13 protein-coding genes are annotated in these 15,986 nt (G+C 73.1%); 8 read left to right on the top strand and 5 right to left on the bottom strand.

Annotated elements, in window-relative coordinates; translation table 11 throughout:
* Positions 1–1,103 (top strand): hypothetical protein (locus tag OO63_RS14430; RefSeq protein WP_033264126.1); only part of this gene is annotated, 1,103 nt, incomplete at its 5' end.
* Positions 1,104–1,548: 445 nt separating this feature from the next.
* Here OO63_RS14430 and OO63_RS14425 read toward each other — a convergent pair.
* The 3 genes from OO63_RS14425 to OO63_RS14415 form a co-directional block, all read right to left on the bottom strand.
* Entirely contained in the window at positions 1,549–2,490 is a 942-nt protein-coding gene (locus tag OO63_RS14425; protein ID WP_030358448.1) for a 3-oxoacyl-ACP reductase, read from the bottom strand.
* 49 nt (positions 2,491–2,539) lie between these two features.
* Positions 2,540–3,622: a Zn-dependent alcohol dehydrogenase gene (locus tag OO63_RS14420; protein ID WP_030358449.1), complete on the bottom strand. Its 1,083-nt coding sequence runs from the start codon at positions 3,620–3,622 to the stop codon at positions 2,540–2,542.
* Positions 3,623–3,726: 104 nt separating this feature from the next.
* Positions 3,727–4,599 (bottom strand): MaoC/PaaZ C-terminal domain-containing protein, encoded by an 873-nt coding sequence (locus OO63_RS14415; RefSeq protein ID WP_030358450.1) that lies wholly within the window; start codon positions 4,597–4,599, stop codon positions 3,727–3,729.
* A gap of 393 nt (positions 4,600–4,992) precedes the next feature.
* Between OO63_RS14415 and OO63_RS14410 the strand changes: the two genes are divergently transcribed.
* Together OO63_RS14410 and OO63_RS14405 are read left to right on the top strand one after the other, a co-directional pair.
* Positions 4,993–6,270: a sensor histidine kinase gene (locus OO63_RS14410; RefSeq protein ID WP_078619127.1), complete on the top strand. Its 1,278-nt coding sequence runs from the start codon at positions 4,993–4,995 to the stop codon at positions 6,268–6,270.
* Positions 6,267–6,872: a response regulator transcription factor gene (locus OO63_RS14405; protein ID WP_030358452.1), complete on the top strand. Its 606-nt coding sequence runs from the start codon at positions 6,267–6,269 to the stop codon at positions 6,870–6,872. Before OO63_RS14410 ends, OO63_RS14405 begins: the two co-directional genes overlap by 4 nt.
* Before the next feature lie 110 nt (positions 6,873–6,982).
* On the opposite strand, the gene OO63_RS14400 is transcribed toward OO63_RS14405, so the two are convergent.
* A complete protein-coding gene (locus OO63_RS14400) occupies positions 6,983–8,419 on the bottom strand; it encodes an MFS transporter (RefSeq protein ID WP_030358453.1) in 1,437 nt (478 codons plus the stop codon).
* A gap of 155 nt (positions 8,420–8,574) precedes the next feature.
* A complete protein-coding gene (locus OO63_RS14395; protein WP_030358454.1) occupies positions 8,575–9,768 on the bottom strand; it encodes a lipid-transfer protein in 1,194 nt (397 codons plus the stop codon).
* 232 nt (positions 9,769–10,000) lie between these two features.
* Between OO63_RS14395 and OO63_RS14390 the strand changes: the two genes are divergently transcribed.
* The 5 genes from OO63_RS14390 (at position 10,001) to OO63_RS14370 (ending at position 15,984) form a co-directional block, all read left to right on the top strand.
* Positions 10,001–11,770 carry an MFS transporter gene (locus tag OO63_RS14390; protein WP_030358455.1) on the top strand — a complete coding sequence of 590 codons (1,770 nt, stop codon included), beginning with the start codon at positions 10,001–10,003 and terminating at the stop codon, positions 11,768–11,770.
* A 223-nt stretch (positions 11,771–11,993) separates the two neighbouring features.
* Entirely contained in the window at positions 11,994–12,656 is a 663-nt protein-coding gene (locus tag OO63_RS14385) for a class I SAM-dependent methyltransferase (protein ID WP_030358456.1), read from the top strand.
* Positions 12,657–12,666: 10 nt separating this feature from the next.
* Positions 12,667–13,680, top strand: a complete 1,014-nt coding sequence (locus OO63_RS14380; protein ID WP_030358457.1) for an N-acetylmuramoyl-L-alanine amidase — start codon at positions 12,667–12,669, stop codon at positions 13,678–13,680.
* 279 nt (positions 13,681–13,959) lie between these two features.
* A complete protein-coding gene (locus OO63_RS14375) occupies positions 13,960–14,838 on the top strand; it encodes a hypothetical protein (protein ID WP_030358458.1) in 879 nt (292 codons plus the stop codon).
* Positions 14,839–14,970: 132 nt separating this feature from the next.
* Positions 14,971–15,984 (top strand): LLM class F420-dependent oxidoreductase, encoded by a 1,014-nt coding sequence (locus OO63_RS14370; protein WP_030358459.1) that lies wholly within the window; start codon positions 14,971–14,973, stop codon positions 15,982–15,984.
* Positions 15,985–15,986 lie beyond the last annotated feature (2 nt).

Here is a 15,986-nt window from a genome sequence, read left to right as displayed (position 1 = left end):
CCCTCAGCCCCCCGCCCCCCGCCATCACCGCCGACGGCGCCTACGCGGCGCGGCTCGCGCACCGCGGTGGGTGCTGGTTTCCGGAGCGGTGGACGCTGGACACCGCCGAGCCGTACGCGGTGCCGCTGCCCGCGCATCAGCCCGAGGAGCCCGGTACGCGGGTGCTGCCGATGGCCGACGGGCGGGTGCTCGTCCACCGGCGCGCGGCCGGGCGGCACCTCTTCTCCCTGCTGTACCCCACCGGGCCGAGCACCGGCGAAGTTCCGCTCGGCGGCGTCGAGTGCGAAGGCGCCGACCTGACCCTGCTGCCGCCCGCCCCGCGCGGCGCCTACGCCTACGCCCTCGCCGTCGGCGCCCGCTCCACCGCCGTCTGGATGGTCGCGGGCGGCTCCTTCGGGCCCGAGCACCTCGCCGAGATCCCCGGCCGCTGCACCGGCGGCGTCTGGCTCGACCGCACCAACCGCATGCTGGCCCTCGACCGCGATCTCGACGGCCCCACCAAGACCGTGGCCGTCGACCTGGAGCGGGGCGGCGAGGTCACCCCGCTGCTCCAGATCGCCGCCGACAGCGACGACCGGCTGCTCCTCGCCGACGCCGACAGCGGGCTGCTCCTCATCCGCTCCGACGCGCCCGGTGAAACCCGCCTCGGCTGGGGCGTGTTGGGCAGCACGCGGCCCGTGCGCTTCCCCGAATGCCTGCGGATGCCCGGGCGGGCCGTGACGCCGTTCGCGATCCAGCCCGGGCAGGTGCTCATGCCGGAGAGCTGCACCGTGGCCCTCCGGGTGGACGACGGGTCCGGCAACTCCTCGCCCCGGCTCTGCGGTTGGCGGCCCTCCGAGCGACGGGTTCACCAACTCGCCGCTCCCGAAGGATGGTTGTCCGGCGCCGGGCGGTGCACCCGGGACGGCGTCCTGGAGTTGCCCTACGTCACGGGGACCGTGCCCTGCGGGATGGCCCGGGTCGAGGTGCCCTCACCGGCGCCCGGTCCCGGGCCGGGGAGTGAGGCGTCCGGGCAGGTCACCGGGGTGGTCGGGGGTGCGCGGGTGGCTCGGCCCGTGCCGTTGCAGCAGGCGCCTCTCGGGGGGCGGGGGGTGGGCGGTTAGACTCGCCCGGCTGTACGAACGATCTTTGCTACGGGGTGAGTTTGTTGAAGACCGAGAATGTGGCTGTCGAGCCGCGGCAGCAGGGTGTGGTGGATCCTCGGGAGGGGGTTTCGCTCTCCGGAGGCGCGGAGGTCGTCGGTGCCGGGCGGCATCGGGGGCCGGTGTCCGAGCATGACGAGGAGGCGGCGCCTCGGGGGCGGCATCGGCGGGAGGGCTGAGGCCGGTTCCCTGCCGGGGCCCCCCAATCCCACCCCTTCCCGAAACTGGGGCTCCGCCCCAGACCCCGCTCCTCAATCGCCGGAGGGGCTATAACTTTCGCCGCTGCGGCAAGGTTTTAGCCCGTCCGGCGATTGAGGACGAGGCGCGAAGCGCCGATCAGCGGGGTCCAGGGGCGCAGCCCCGGTTTCGGGAAAGGGGCGGGACTGGGGCGCACCGCGAGGCCCCCCTACCCCCTCCGCAACCCCAACACCTCCGCCGCCCCGAACGTCTCCCCCTCCGGCCGGGAGGCGAAGTACGGCGAGACCAGCTCGTCCAGCTCGGCGAAGGTGAACACGCCGTCCGCGGAGTCGAACTGCGCGGCGACCCGCGGCCGTTCGACGACGGCGACCATCCCGCCGTGGACGACGAGCACCTGCCCATTGACCCGCCGCGAAGCGGGCGAAGCCAGATACCCGACCAGCGGAGCGACATGCTCCGGCGCCAACGGATCCAGCTCCCCCGCACCGGGCTCGGCGAACCCGGCGAAGACGTCGGACGTCATCCGGGTCCGCGCCCGCGGACAGATGGCGTTGGCGGTGACGCCGTACTTGGCGAGGGCCAGGGCCGTGGAGGTGGTGAGCCCCACGATCCCGCCCTTGGCGGCCGCGTAGTTGGGCTGCCCGGCGGACCCGGCGAGGAACGCCTCGGAGGAGGTGTTGACGATGCGCCCGTACACGGGCCCGCCCGCCTCCTTGGAGCGCTCGCGCCAGTGCGCGGAGGCGAACCGAATGGTGTTGAAGTGACCCTTGAGGTGGACGCGGATCACCGAGTCCCACTCGTCCTCCGTCATGGAGAAGATCATCCGGTCCCGCAGGATGCCCGCGTTGTTGACCAGGACGTCGAGCTTGCCGTAGGTGTCGACGGCCGCCTCGACGAGGGCGCGGGCCTGCTGGAGGTCGGCGACGTCCCCGGTGTGGGCCACGGCCTTCCCGCCGGCCTCCCTGATCTCGGCCGCGACCTCCTCCGCGGGCGCGGCCGACGCCTCGCCGGAGCCGTCACGGCCCGGCTGCCCGAAGTCGTTGACGACGACGCTCGCGCCGAGCCGGGCGAGCTCCAGCGCCTCGGCCCGGCCGAGCCCGCGGCCCGCCCCGGTGACGACGGCGGCGAGACCTTCAAGTGGCAGTGACATACGGGTACGTACTCCTCTCACCTGGCTCCGGCCGCGCACGGCCCTCGTCTCAGATCTCGATGCAGGTGCGGAGCGCGACACCGGACCGCATCTGCTCCAGCGCCTCGTTGATCTCGGTCAGGCGCACCCGGTGGGTGATCATTCCCTCCAGGTCGACCCGCCCCGCGCGCCACAGGGCGATGGCCCGCTCGTACGAACGGAGCACGTCCCCGCCGCCGTACAGCGAAGGCAGGATCCGCTTCTCGTCGAAGAACAGCTCGAACATGTTGAACTGCACCTGGTCGTCCATGGCGCCCGCGCCGACGACGCAGAGCGTGCCGCCGCGCCGCGTCATCTCGTACGCGGTGCGGGTCGTCGCGGACTTGCCGACGACCTCGAAGACGTAGTCGAAGCCCTCGCCCTCGGTCACGCGCTGGCGGGCGTCGGACAGCTCGTCGGGGGCGACGGCCTGCGTCGCGCCGAAGCGGAGCGCGGCCTCGCGCCGGGACGCCACCGGGTCGACGGCGACGATCTCCGCGGCGCCCTTGATCCTGGCGCCCTGGATCGCGGAGACGCCGACGCCGCCGCAGCCGATGACGGCGACGGACGAACCGGGCGCCACCTCGGCGGTGTTGATGGCGGCGCCGAGCCCCGTCGTCACGCCGCAGCCGATGAGCGCGGCGATGTCGAAGGGCACGTCGTCGGGTATCGGCACGGCGCAGGACGCGTCGACGACGATCTCCTCGGCGAAGGTGCCCGTGCCCGCGAACCCGAAGAGGTCCGAACTGTCGCCGGAGCGACGGAAGTTGGGGGTGCCCGCGTTCATGAAGCCGGCCAGGCACAGCTGGGTCTGGCCGCGGCGGCACGCCGGGCACTGCCCGCACGCCGGGAGCCAGCACACCAGGACCCGGTCGCCCGGCTTGACGTTGGCGACGCCGTCGCCGACCTCCAGGATCTCGCCGGCGCCCTCGTGGCCGGGGACGAACGGCGCGGGCTGCGGCAGCACGCCGTTCATCGCGGACACGTCGGAGTGGCACAGGCCGGTGGCCCGCACCCGGATCCTGGCCTTGCCCGGGCCGAAGCCCACCGCCTCGACGTCGTCGAGCACATCGAGCTTGTCCTGGCCTGTCTCGTGCAGTACGGCTGCGCGCATGGCTGTGCGGCTCCTCTCATCCCGGCGGTACATGACCGGCGGTACGTGACGTCAGTTCGGCCCCGTCAGTTCAGCTCCGTACGTCGATGGCCCTGCTCCACCCGTCAGTTCAGCTCCACCACCGTGTCCGTGAGGACCGGCGCGTCCTGGCGCTCCACGGCCGTGACGGCGACCCGCACCCGGTCCTTCGACTCCCACATGCCGACGCGCAGCGTCTCGCCGGGCAGGACGATCCCGGCGAAGCGCGTGCGGTAGGCCCGCACCCGGGTGACGTCGCCGCCGAGGACGGTGTCGACGACGGCCTTGAGCGTCATGCCGTACGTGCACAGACCGTGCAGGATCGGCCGTTCGAAACCGGCGAGCCCCGCGAACTCCGGGTCGGCGTGCAGCGGGTTCCAGTCGCCGGACAGGCGGTAGAGCAGGGCCTGGTCGGGGCGGACAGGGCGCAGGGCGGTGTGGTCGCAGGGGCCCTCCGGCACCTCGGGGCTCCCGGACGGGCCGCGTTCGCCGCCGAACCCGCCCTCGCCGCGCACGAAGATCTGCGCGTCGCTGGTCCACAGCGGGCCCTCGTCGTCGGCGGCCTCGGAGCGCAGCACGAGGACGGCCGCCTTGCCCTTGTCGTAGACGGCGGCGACCTTGGAGCTCGTGGTCGCCCGGCCCTTGACGGGGATCGGGCGGTGCAGTTCGACGCTCTGGCCCCCGTGCAGCACCGCGGTGAGGTCCACGTCGATGCCGGGTGCGGCGAGGCCGCCCATCATGCCCATGCCCGCGCCCGCGACGGTGGCGAAGCTGGGCAGGACGTGCAGGCGGGACTCCAGGGTGTAGCGGAGTTCACCGGCGTCGGTCGCGGGGTCGGCGAGGTCCGGGTTGGCGCCCGCGCCGAGGCCCAGGTGGTAGAGCTGGATGTCCTTGTGGTCCCAGGTGATCTCGGCGCTGCGGGGCTTGGCGGCCAGGGCCTCTGCGGCATCGATGGGCATGGGGTGGCGGCTCCTCGCGGCTTGCGGACGGCGGTCCTGCGGTGCGGGGTAGGGGGTGCCGGTGGAAGACCTCGGTGCGTCCGTCCGCACCGTCGGCCGCACCGAGGTCGTCTGCGGCGGCCAGGGCGTCCCGGTCGCCGGTCCACTGGCCCACCGGTCGTTCTAGAACGCGTTCTAGGCCGATGGCCCCATGTATAGCCCAGCGCCCCACGGTTGGGAAGGGTCCTGACGTCACGTCAGATTCGCGGGGCGCGGCACGTCCGGGGCCGCCATCGGTGACATTTGTCCCGGCCGACTCGGTACGGACCTCACTGCCGCCGCGGCGCCCCCGCTCCGTACTGTCGAGGGCAGGGACCGCGGGGGACGCGGCCCCTGCCGAACGGGGAGCGAGACATGTCCTGGAAGCACAGGGTGACCTGCCGGATGCACGGCCTGCGGGCGCGGCGGGCCGACTGGCGGAAGCAGAAGGCCGACTGGCGGGAACGCAAGCGGGCCGGCGAGGAGGACGCCCTCGTGCAGTCGGGGCCGCCCAACGGCTTCGCGCTGCTTCCGTGGCTCCTGATGGGCCTCGGCGCGTTCTCGCACCTGCTCCAGGGCAAGACGCCGAACCCGTGGATCGGCGGCATCGGCCTGTTCGTCTTCAACTCCCTCTACATCGGCGTGGCCTTCCGCGCCTTCGACAAGCGGGCCAGGGAGTCGCGCGCCACCCTGGTCGCGCTGCTGGTGATGGGCGCGCTCACCGTGGGCCTCGCGGCCGGGTACGGCGGCAACTGGCTGATGTACTTCCCGCTGTTCGGCCTGGCCGTGGGCGCCGTCGTGCGGGGCCGCCACCTCGGCCCCGTGGCCCTCGCCCTGAGCGCGCTCGCGGGCACCGTCGCCGGGCTCCGGGAGGGCTGGGACGGCATCAACATCGCGTACGGCACGTTCCTGTCCACGATGGTCACGGCCGCGATCCTGTCCCTCTCCGAGGCGGTACGCGACCTGCGCGCCGCCCGTGAGGAACTGGCGCGGCGGGCCGTGGCCGAGGAGCGGCTGCGCTTCTCGCGCGACCTGCACGACCTGCTCGGCCACACCCTCTCGCTGATCGTCGTGAAGTCGGAGGCCGCGCGCCGCCTCGCCCCGCGCAGCATGGACGCGGCCCTGGCGCAGATCACCGACATCGAGTCCGTCGGCCGCCAGGCCCTCACCGAGATCCGCGAGGCCGTCACCGGGTACCGGGACGCGGCGCTCGCCGCCGAGCTGGACCGGGCCCGCGAGCTGCTCGACGCGGCCGGTGTCGAGGCGGTCGTACGGCAGTCGGGGCCGCCGCTCGGCCCCCGGTCGGAGGCGCTGCTCGGCTGGGTGGTGCGGGAGGCGGCCACCAACGTCGTACGGCACGCGCGGGCGGGCCGGTGCGAGATCGAGGTCGCCGCGACCTCCGAACAGACCCGTCTGACGATCACGGACGACGGCCGCGGCGTAGGCTCGACCACGCCCGGCAGCGGGCTGAAGGGCCTGGCCGAGCGGATCACGGCGGCGGGCGGCGCACTGGAGTCGGGGCCCGAGCCGCGCGGCGGCTTCCGGGTCACGGCGGTGCTGCCGCTCGCCGAGGACCGCGACACCGGCGCCCCCACCCACGTCACCGATGCGGCGCCCGCGCGGGCGGACGCCCACGAGGAGCGCGTTCGATGATCAGAGTCCTGCTCGCCGAGGACCAGGGCATGATGCGCGGCGCACTGGCCCTGCTGCTCGGGATGGAGGAGGACATCGAGGTCGTGGCGCAGGTCGCCGCGGGCGACGACATCGTGCACACCGCGCTCACCTCGCGGCCCGACGTGGCCCTGCTCGACATCGAGCTGCCCGGCCGCAGCGGGCTCGACGCGGCGGCGGACCTGCGCGAGGAGTGCCCCGACTGCCGGGTCCTCATTCTCACGACCTTCGGCAGGCCCGGGTATCTGCGGCGGGCGATGGACGCGGGCGCCGCGGGGTTCCTCGTCAAGGACGGGCCCGTGGAGGAGCTGGCCGAGGCGATTCGCGCCGTGCTGCGCGGGGAGGTCGTGGTCGATCCGGCGCTGGCCGCTGCCGCGCTCGGGGCCGGGCCCAATCCGTTGACGGCGCGGGAGGTCGAGGTGCTCGGCGCCTCCGTCGACGGGGCCACGGTCGCCGACATCTCCGCGGCGCTGCACTTGTCGGAGTCGACGGTGCGGAACTATCTGTCTGCGGCGATCGGTAAGACGGGGACCCGGAATCGGATGGAGGCGGTTCGGGTCGCCCGGCGGGAAGGGTGGTTGTAGGGCGCTGTGGGTGTCGGCTCGCCGTGGGGCGGGGTTGCCCTCCCAGGGGCTGCGCCCCCGGACCCCCGCTGATCGGCGCTCCGCGCCTCGTCCTCAATCGCCGGACGGGCTTAGATTGCCTGCGCTTTCCGCTGCTTCGGCATCCACACCAGCACCAGCACCACCGCCGCCGTCAGGATCACCGCTCCCCACAGGAACGCCTGGGCGTAGCCCTCGGCCAGGGCGTGGGTGCCGGGGCGGTCGCCGGTGCGGGACGCGGCGATCGTGGAGAGGACCGCGAGGCCCAGGGAGCCGCCCATGGTGCGGGAGGTGTTGATGAGTCCGGCGACCAGGCCCGCGTCGCCGGGGTCGGCGCCGCTCGTGGCGAGGGAGGCGAGGGGGGTTCCGGCGAGTCCGGCGCCGAGCATCATGAGGATGCCGGGCAGCATGATCGAGGTGACGTAGGCCCCGTCGGCGTCGAGGGCCCGCCACTGCCAGAGGAAGCCCACGGCGGCGACGAGGACGCCGATGACGGTGACGCCGCGGGCGCCCATGACGCGCATCAGGCGGGGGGCGACCTTGGAGCCGACGACGATGCTGACGGAGCTGGGGATGAGGGCGAGCCCTGCCTCCAGCGGGGTGTAGCCGAGCACGTTCTGGGCGTACAGGGTCATGAAGAACCACATCGCGAACATGCCCATGCCGCAGACGAACATCGTGGCGTTGGCGGCCGACACGGACCGCACACGGAAAAGACCGAGCGGCATCAGCGGCGCCTTGGCGCGCGCCTCGACGGCGAGGAAGGCCCCGATCAGGGCGAGCCCGACGGCCAGCGGCACCAGGGTGGCGGCGGCGGTCCAGCCCTCCACCTCGGTCTGCACGATGCCGTACGCGAGGGTGGCGATGCCGCCGGTCACCAGGACGGCGCCCGGCAGGTCGAGGCGGCGCGCGCCACTGGCCCGGCTCTCGCTGATCCAGCGCACCGCGGCCGCGAGGACGAGGACGCCGACGGGCACGTTGACGAGCAGCGTCCACCGCCAGGACAGGCCGTCGGTGAGGACGCCGCCGACGAGTCCGCCCGCGGCGCCGCCGCCCGCGCCGACCGCGGACCAGGTGGCGATGGCCCGCACCCGGGCGGGCCCCTCCGGCACGGCGGAGGTGAGGATCGTCAGCGTCGAGGGGGCGAGCACGGCGGCGCCGAGCCCCTGCACGGCCCGCGCGAGCAGCAGTTGCCAGCCCTCCTGGGCGAGCCCGCCCGCGAGCGAGGCCAGCGTGAAGAGCCCGAGGCCCACCAGGAACATCCGCTTGCGCCCGAAGAGGTCCCCGGCCCGCCCGCCGAGCAGCATGAACCCGGCGAACGCGATGGAGTACGCGTTCACGACCCACTGCAACCCCGTTGCGCTCAGGCCGAGATCGGTCCGCATCGACGGCAGCGCCACGTTCACGACGGACACGTCGAGGACGACGAGGAACTGTCCGGCGCACGCGGCGGCCACGACGAGCCAGGTGGGCGGAGTGGGGCGACCCGATATGCGGGAGGTCGGGGTGTCGGCGGGGGTCTGGAGCATGGCCCCCATGCTGACAGGAGGGCGTGTGGCCCGTACATCGGAAATAGGGGGCAGGGGGCCTGGGCCGGGAGTCCTAGGTCCTTGCGCGGGGCGGCGGACGCGGGGCGGCCGCAGCGGTCGCGGCCACCACCGCGTGAGCAGTCTCACCCCGGGCGTTACGGCCGCGGTCGCGTCAGGAGCGTCACCACCGCCGCCCCGCCGAGGCCGACGTTGTGCGCGAGCGCCACCCGCGCCCCGTCGACCTGGCGCGGTCCCGCCTCGCCGCGCAACTGCCAGCTGAGTTCGGTGGCCTGGGCGAGGCCGGTGGCGCCGAGGGGGTGGCCCTTGGAGATGAGGCCGCCGGAGGGGTTCACCACCCAGCGGCCGCCGTACGTCGTCGCGCCGGACTCCACGAGTTTGCCGGACTCGCCCTCCTCGCACAGGCCGAGGGCCTCGTAGGTGAGGAGTTCGTTGACGGAGAAGCAGTCGTGCAGCTCGATGACGTCGAGGTCGTCGGGGCCGAGCCCGGAGGTCTCGTAGACCTGGCGGGCGGCCGCGCGGGACATGGGGGTGCCGACGACGTCGAGGCAGCTGCCGGAGGCGAAGGACTCTTCGGTGTCGGTCGTCATGGCCTGGGCCGTGATCTCGACGGCCCGGTCCCCGAGGCCGTGCCGGTCCACGAACGCCTCGGAGGCCACGACCACGGCGGCCGCGCCGTCCGACGTCGGGGAGCACTGGAGCTTGGTGAGGGGCGCGTGCACGGTCCGGGCGGCGAGGATCTCCTCGGGTGTGTACGGGTCCTGGAACTGGGCGTTGGGGTTGTCCGTGGAGTGCTGGTGGTTCTTCGCCGCGACCGCCGCGAGCTGCGCGGGGGTCGTGCCGTAGCGCTCCATGTGCTCGCGGGCCGCGTTGGCGAAGAGCTGTGCGGTGGGCGGTGTCGCCTCGAAGCCGTGCCGGTCCGCCATGATCTTGTAGTGCCGGGCCACCGGGGATGTCGCGAATTCGCCGTCGCTGCCGCCGCCCAGCGAGCCGCGCCTCATCTTCTCGAAGCCGAGCGCCAGCACGCATTCGCTCTGTCCGCCCACCACGAACTGCCGGGCCATCATCAGGGCCGTGGAGCCCGTGGCGCAGTTGTTGTTGACGTTGTAGACGGGCACTCCGGTCAGGCCGAGTCCGTACGCCGCCCGCTGGCCCGCCGTCGATGCCTGATAGCAGTATCCGGCGACGACCTGCTCCACCTGTCCGTAGGCGATCCGGGCGTCGGCGAGCGCGGCGGTGCCCGCCTCCTTCGCCATGTCCCAGTACTGCCAGTCGCGGGTCTCGGGCTTCTCGAACTTCGTCATGCCGACACCGACGAGGTAGCTCTTCACCGCTGGGGCTCCTTCCGAGAGCGGGCGGCAAGACTAGAACACGTTTCACTTCACTGGAAGGGCGGCGGCGTCGGCCGCGTACAGAACCGGTCAATGGCGGGTCAAGACTTCCCTTGCTTCGACGTCCGCCGGAATAGTCGCCCAGGGATACAGGTTCATCCTGCATATACCTGCGGGTGTCCCACCCCTCCCCCCGCCCGCCCCCACTCTTCCTGCCGGAGGCCGCACGCCCATGTCCCACGCGACGACCCACCCCCGCGGTGACCGCGCAACGCGCGGCACCGGCGGCGTCGTCCCCGTCCTCGCCTTCGCGGGCATCGTCGTCGCCGTCATGCAGACGCTGCTCGTCCCCGTCATCAAGGACCTGCCGACGCTGCTCGGCACCGAACCCTCCAACGCCACCTGGGTCATGACCTCGACCCTGCTCGCGGGCGCCGTCTCCACGCCGATCATGGGCCGCCTCGGCGACCTCTTCGGCAAGCGCCGGATGCTGCTCACCAGCCTCGCCGTGATGGTCGTCGGCTCCCTGGTCTGCGCGTTCACCGACGACCTGCTCGTGATGATCGTCGGCCGTGCCCTGCAGGGCTTCGCGATGGGCGCGATACCGCTGGGCATCGGCCTGATGCGCGACGAGCTGCCGCGCGAGAAGCTCGGCTCCGCGATGGCCCTGATGAGCTCGTCCATCGGCGTCGGCGGCGGCCTCGCCCTGCCCGCGGCCGCCCTCGTCGCCCAGCACACCGACTGGCACGCGCTGTTCTTCGGGGCCGCGGGCCTCGGCGTCCTCGCGATGCTCCTCATCTTCTTCCTGGTGCCGGAGAGCCCGCTGCGGGCCGAGGGCACCTTCGACGTGGCCGGCGCCCTCGGTCTGTCCGCGGGCCTCGTGCTCTTCCTGCTGCCGATCACCAAGGGCAGTGACTGGGGCTGGAGTTCGGGCCTGACCCTCGGGCTCTTCGGGGCCTCGGCCGCCGTCCTGCTCCTGTGGGGCGTGATGGAACTGCGCCTGAAGGCACCGCTGGTGGACCTGCGCACCACCGCCCGGCGCGAGGTGCTGCTCACCAACCTCGCCTCGATCATGGTCGGTGTCGCCTTCTACGCCATCTCGCTCGTCCTGCCCCAGCTCCTCCAACTGCCCACGTCCACCGGGTACGGCCTCGGCCAGTCCATGGTCGTCGCGGGTCTGTGCGTGGCGCCGCTCGGCCTGACGATGATGTTCACCGCGCCCGTGTACGCGCGCCTCTCGGCGAAGTACGGCCCGAAGATCACGCTGATCCTCGGCCTGCTGATCATCGCGATCGGCTACGGCGCGGGCCTCGGCCTGATGAGCGCCGCCTGGCAGACCATCGTCATCTCAGTGATCGTCGGCGCGGGCATCGGCCTCGCCTACTCCTCGCTGCCCGCCCTGATCATCGGCGCCGTCGACCCCTCCGAGACGGGCGCGGCCAACGGCCTCAACACCCTGATGCGGTCCATCGGCACCTCGGTGTCGAGCGCCGTCATCGGCATGGTGCTCGCCAACACCGCGACCCACGCGGGAGGCGTCGACGTACCCACCATGGAGGGCTTCCGCACCTCCTTCCTCATCGCCACCGGCGCCGTCGCCATCGGCCTGCTGCTCGCCCTGTTCCTGCCCGGCCGCGGGCGCGCGCCCGCCGAGGCCAAGCCGCAACTGCGGGCCAGCAGCGAGGAGGACGCGGCCATCGAGAACGCCGAGCGGGCCGTGCGGGCCCTCGGCGGCTTCCAGGGCCGGGTACTCGCCGCCTCCGGCGCGCCGGTGCCGCGGGCGAAGGTCACGCTGATCGACCAGCGGGGCAAGCAGGCGGGCGCGGCGCTGACGGACGGCGAGGGGCGCTACGCCCTGCGGGTCCCGGGCGACGGGCCCTACGTCCTCGCCGCGACGGCCGCGGGGCACGCGCCGCACGCCGCGTCCGCCGCCCACCCCGGCGGGGAGCGTCCGGTGGAGGTCGACCTGGCTCTGCCGGGCGAGAGCGAGGTCCTGGCCTGAGGCCTCCGTAGGTCTCCGTGGGCCTCCGTCCGGGGCTCCCCACCGGCGGCCGACCGCCGCCGCACGGACCACCACACCCCCGTCAACCCCCATGACGGGGGTGTGGTGCACGATGGGGCGCCCCACATGTCCGTACGCGGGCGCCCCGCGCGTCCGCACGCGCGGGGCCCGTTCACCACGCGCACCCCGCGGGCCTCCACACGCCCGCCCCGAGGAGGAACCCATGGCCGTCGAGCCCGGTCCCGACGTTCTCGACGCCTTCGAGGCCGCGAAGGGCTTCATGCCCGTGAAGGAAGGCCTCGCCCTGTACGCGGCGGCCGCCGAGGCCACGGCGCTCGGCCTTCCCCTCCTCGAGGTCGGCACGTACTGCGGCCGCTCCACGATCCTGCTCGCGGACGCGGCCCGCGCCGCCGGTGTGAGCGTGATCACCGTCGACCACCACCGGGGCAGCGAGGAGCAGCAGCCCGGCTGGGACTACCACGACCCGGCGACGGTCGACCCGGAGCTCGGCCGCATGGACACGCTGCCGACGTTCCGCAGGACCCTGCACCGGGCCGGTCTCGAAGACCACGTCATCGCCGTGGTGGGCCGTTCCCCGCAGGTCGCGGCGGTGTGGCGGACGCCGGTCGGGCTCGTCTTCATCGACGGCGGCCACACCGACGAGCACGCCAACGCGGACTACGAGGGGTGGGCGCCGCACGTCGCGGAGGGCGGTCTTCTCGTCATCCACGACGTGTTCCCCGACCCGGTGGACGAGTGGACCGGACAGGCCCCGTACCGGATCTACCTCCGGGCCCTGGAATCCGGGGCATTCACGGAAGTATCGGCCACGGACTCGCTCCGCGTCCTGCGCCGAACCGGCGCGGGCTCCCTGCGGCGGGACTAGGCTCGCTCCCGTGTCGTACGTAGGTCCGGACAGTCATCCACCGCGCCCGCCCCGCCGCTTCCGCGGTGGCCGCCCGCTCGCGGTCGCCCTCGCCGTGCTCGTGCCCGGCGCCCTCGCCGGGTATCTCCTCATGGACACCGCGAGCGACTCCGACGACGGCAAACCGGCCAGAACGCTGCCGTCCGCGAGCCGCTCGGAGCAGGGCTCGCCCTCGAAGCCGAGCGGGGACACGACGAAGTCCCCGAAGCCCGACAAGCCGTCGAAGCCCTCGAAGCCCTCGAAGTCCTCCAAGCCCGGCGCCGACCCCGAGCCGTCCGGCCGCCCCGCCGGAGGCCGTCCCGCCGCGTCCGGCCCCCTCAAGGGCAAGGTCGTCGTGGTGGACCCCGGGCACAACCCGGGGAACTTCAAGCACACCGCCGAGATCAACCGGCAGGTGAACATCGGCACGAACTCCAAGGAGTGCGACACCACGGGCACGTCCACCAACCGCGGTTACACGGAAGCCCGGTTCACCCTGGACCTCGCCCACCGCCTGCGCGACCTGCTGCACCGGCAGGGTGCCACGGTCCGCTTCACGCACGACGCCGACCGCGCCTTCGGGCCCTGCGTGGACGAGCGCGCCCGGATCGGCAACGAGGCCCGCGCGGACGCCGTGGTGTCCCTGCACGCGGACGGCTCGGCCGTCGGCAACCGCGGCTTCCACGTCATCCTGCCCGCGAAGGTGCGCGGCGGCGCCGCGGACACCACCGCGATCGTCGGACCGTCCCGCGACCTGGGCGAGCGCATCGCGGGCAAGTTCCTGAACGCCACCAAGAGCGCCCCCTCCAACTACGTCGGCGACGGCACCGGCCTCGACGTCCGCGGTGACCTCGGCGGCCTCAACCTGTCGAAGGTGCCGAAGGTGTTCATCGAGTGCGGCAACATGCGCGACCCGAAGGACGAGGCCCTGCTGACGAGCGGCGTCTGGCGGCAGAAGGCGGCCCAGGGTCTCTCCGACGGCATCGAGAGCTTCCTGCGCGGGTAGACACAGGCGGGTGCCGGGCGCGATTCCGGTGCCTGAGGGGGCTGATTCCGGGCTATCGCCCCATGTCGTGATGTGTTCGACGCCGTCTCGTCACGGGACGGCAACCGGCAGATCTTCACTGAGTGACGATCTTTATCCCAAGCAGACACCCCGGCTGACCGGAGGATAGTGTCCTCCCTACGATGAGGGGCCACCCCCGCGCTTCGCCCACCGCGACACGACCGCGATCACAGCGACAGCGACGCCTCTACCGACGAGACGACTGACGAAGGACCTGAAGTGAATTTCCGCTCCCTCACTCGAGGCGACGGCGTGGTGATCGGAGCAGCGGTGTTGCTCTTCATCGCCTCGTTCCTCGACACCTTTGACTCCGACGGCGGCGACAGCGACAAGCTGCCGATCGCCTGGGACAACGGCAACCTGCTGATGAGCGTGTACCTGCTCGGCGTCATCGGCGCCGCGCTCATCATCGTGGGCCGCGGCATGGGACAGCGCAAGGTCATCGGCCTCGAGCTGGGACAGGTCGGCATCGTCTTCACCATCGCCGCCGCCTGGAGCTCGCTCGGCTCGATCTTCGACGTGGACCAGTCCTTCGGCTTCCTCTTCGAGAGCAGCGCCTTCGGCGGCGGTGGCGGCGAAGGCCCGGACGCGGGCATGGGCCTGATCCTCGGCCTGATCGCCGCGCTCATCCTGGCCGCCGCCGCGGTCGCCACGAACATCGTCCCCGCCCTCAAGGCCCCCCTCGCGGGTGGCGGCGGCCCCAAGCCCCCGCAGCCCTACGGCGGCCAGCCGCAGGGTGGCTACGGCTACCCGGGCGCGCAGGGCGCTCAGCCGGGCCAGCCCGGTCAGCCCTACGGCGCCCAGCCCGCCGCCCCGGCGCAGCCCTACGGCGGTCAGCCGCAGGGTGGCGGCCAGACGCCGCCGCCCGCCCAGGCGCAGCAGGCCGGCGCCCCGGCCGGGGACTTCTCGCCGTTCTGGTTCGCCGTGCCGGTGCCGCGTCCGCTGTACGCCGAGGACGGTTCGCCGACCCCGATCGCGGAACTGGCCCCCGGTACCTGGTACTTGGCCGTGGAGCAGCGCGGCCAGAGCCTGGTGGCGCAGACGCAGGACGGCCGTCGTGGCGTCCTGCAGGACACCACGGGCATCCAGCGCGGCTGAGCCCACGCGCTCGCGCGCACCCGCAGCACCTCAGCGGCCCCTCGCCCTTCCGGGCGGGGGGCCGTTGCCGTACAGTCCGGCGGCAACGCGCATCTGACTGAACGTCAGTTCCGTACGTACCGAGGAGGGCGCATGCGGCTCGGTCTTGCACTCGGCTACTGGGGGCGCGGGCCCGACCCCGATCGGCTGGCGCTCGCTCAGGAGGCCGAGCGGCTCGGCTACGACTCGGTGTGGACGGCGGAGGCCTGGGGGTCGGACGCGTTCACGCCGCTGACGTGGATCGCCGCGCACACCTCGCGCATCCGGCTCGGGACGGCCGTGGCACAGATGGCAGCCCGCTCCCCCACCACGACCGCCATGCACGCCCTCACCCTGGACCACCTCTCCGGGGGCCGGATGCTGCTCGGGCTCGGGCTCTCCGGGCCGCAGGTCGTGGAGGGCTGGTACGGGCGGCCGTTCCCGAAGTCGCCGCTCACCGCGACGCGGGAGTACGTCGATGTCGTACGGCAGGTGCTGCGGCGGGAGTCCCCCGTGGCCCTTGACGGGCGGTTCCACCCTCTCCCGTATCCCGGCGAGGACGGCACCGGACTCGGCAAGCCGCTGAAGTCGATCACCCATCCCCTGCGCGCCGACCTGCCCGTGCTGCTCGGCGCCGAAGGCCCCAAGAACATCGCGCAGACCGCGCGGATCGCGGACGGCTGGCTGCCCCTGTACTGGTCGCCGACGCGCACGGACGTGTACGAGGCGTCGCTCGGCGAAGGCCTCCGGGAGGGGTTCATGGTGGCGCCGCTGGTGCGGGCCACGGTGTGCGACGACGTGGGCGAGGGACTGCTGCCGGTCAAGGCCATGCTCGGCTTCTACATCGGCGGCATGGGGCACGCGGCCCGTAACTTCCACGCCGATCTGATGGGGCGGATGGGGTACGAGGAGGAGGCGCGGCGGGTGCAGGAGCTGTTCCTGGCCGGGCGGCGCGAGGAGGCGGTGCTCGCCGTGCCGGACGCGTTCGCCGACGAGATCTCGCTGGTGGGGCCGCGCGGGCGGATCGCCGAACGGCTCCAGGCGTGGCGCAAGGGCCCGGTGACGGACCTCCTCGTACTCACCACCGACCCGCACACCCTGCGCACCCTGGCCGACCTCAACGCGTGACC

The sequence above is a fragment of the Streptomyces alboflavus genome (assembly GCF_000716675.1).
GTDB classification, from domain to species: domain Bacteria; phylum Actinomycetota; class Actinomycetes; order Streptomycetales; family Streptomycetaceae; genus Streptomyces; species Streptomyces alboflavus.
Note: the sequence above shows the minus strand (reverse complement) of the source record. Positions and strands in the feature narration are given on the sequence as shown.

Excerpts from the sequence above, each read along its gene's own strand:
- OO63_RS14420 (WP_030358449.1), bottom strand. The coding sequence starts at position 3,622 with ATGCGCGCAGCCGTACTGCACGAGACAGGCCAGGACAAGCTCGATGTG.
- OO63_RS14415 (WP_030358450.1), bottom strand. The coding sequence starts at position 4,599 with ATGCCCATCGATGCCGCAGAGGCCCTGGCCGCCAAGCCCCGCAGCGCC.
- OO63_RS14405 (WP_030358452.1), top strand. The coding sequence starts at position 6,267 with ATGATCAGAGTCCTGCTCGCCGAGGACCAGGGCATGATGCGCGGCGCA.
- OO63_RS14385 (WP_030358456.1), top strand. The coding sequence starts at position 11,994 with ATGGCCGTCGAGCCCGGTCCCGACGTTCTCGACGCCTTCGAGGCCGCG.
- OO63_RS14400 (WP_030358453.1), bottom strand. The coding sequence starts at position 8,419 with ATGCTCCAGACCCCCGCCGACACCCCGACCTCCCGCATATCGGGTCGC.
- OO63_RS14370 (WP_030358459.1), top strand. The coding sequence starts at position 14,971 with ATGCGGCTCGGTCTTGCACTCGGCTACTGGGGGCGCGGGCCCGACCCC.
- OO63_RS14410 (WP_078619127.1), top strand. The coding sequence starts at position 4,993 with ATGTCCTGGAAGCACAGGGTGACCTGCCGGATGCACGGCCTGCGGGCG.
- OO63_RS14390 (WP_030358455.1), top strand. The coding sequence starts at position 10,001 with ATGTCCCACGCGACGACCCACCCCCGCGGTGACCGCGCAACGCGCGGC.
- OO63_RS14425 (WP_030358448.1), bottom strand. The coding sequence starts at position 2,490 with ATGTCACTGCCACTTGAAGGTCTCGCCGCCGTCGTCACCGGGGCGGGC.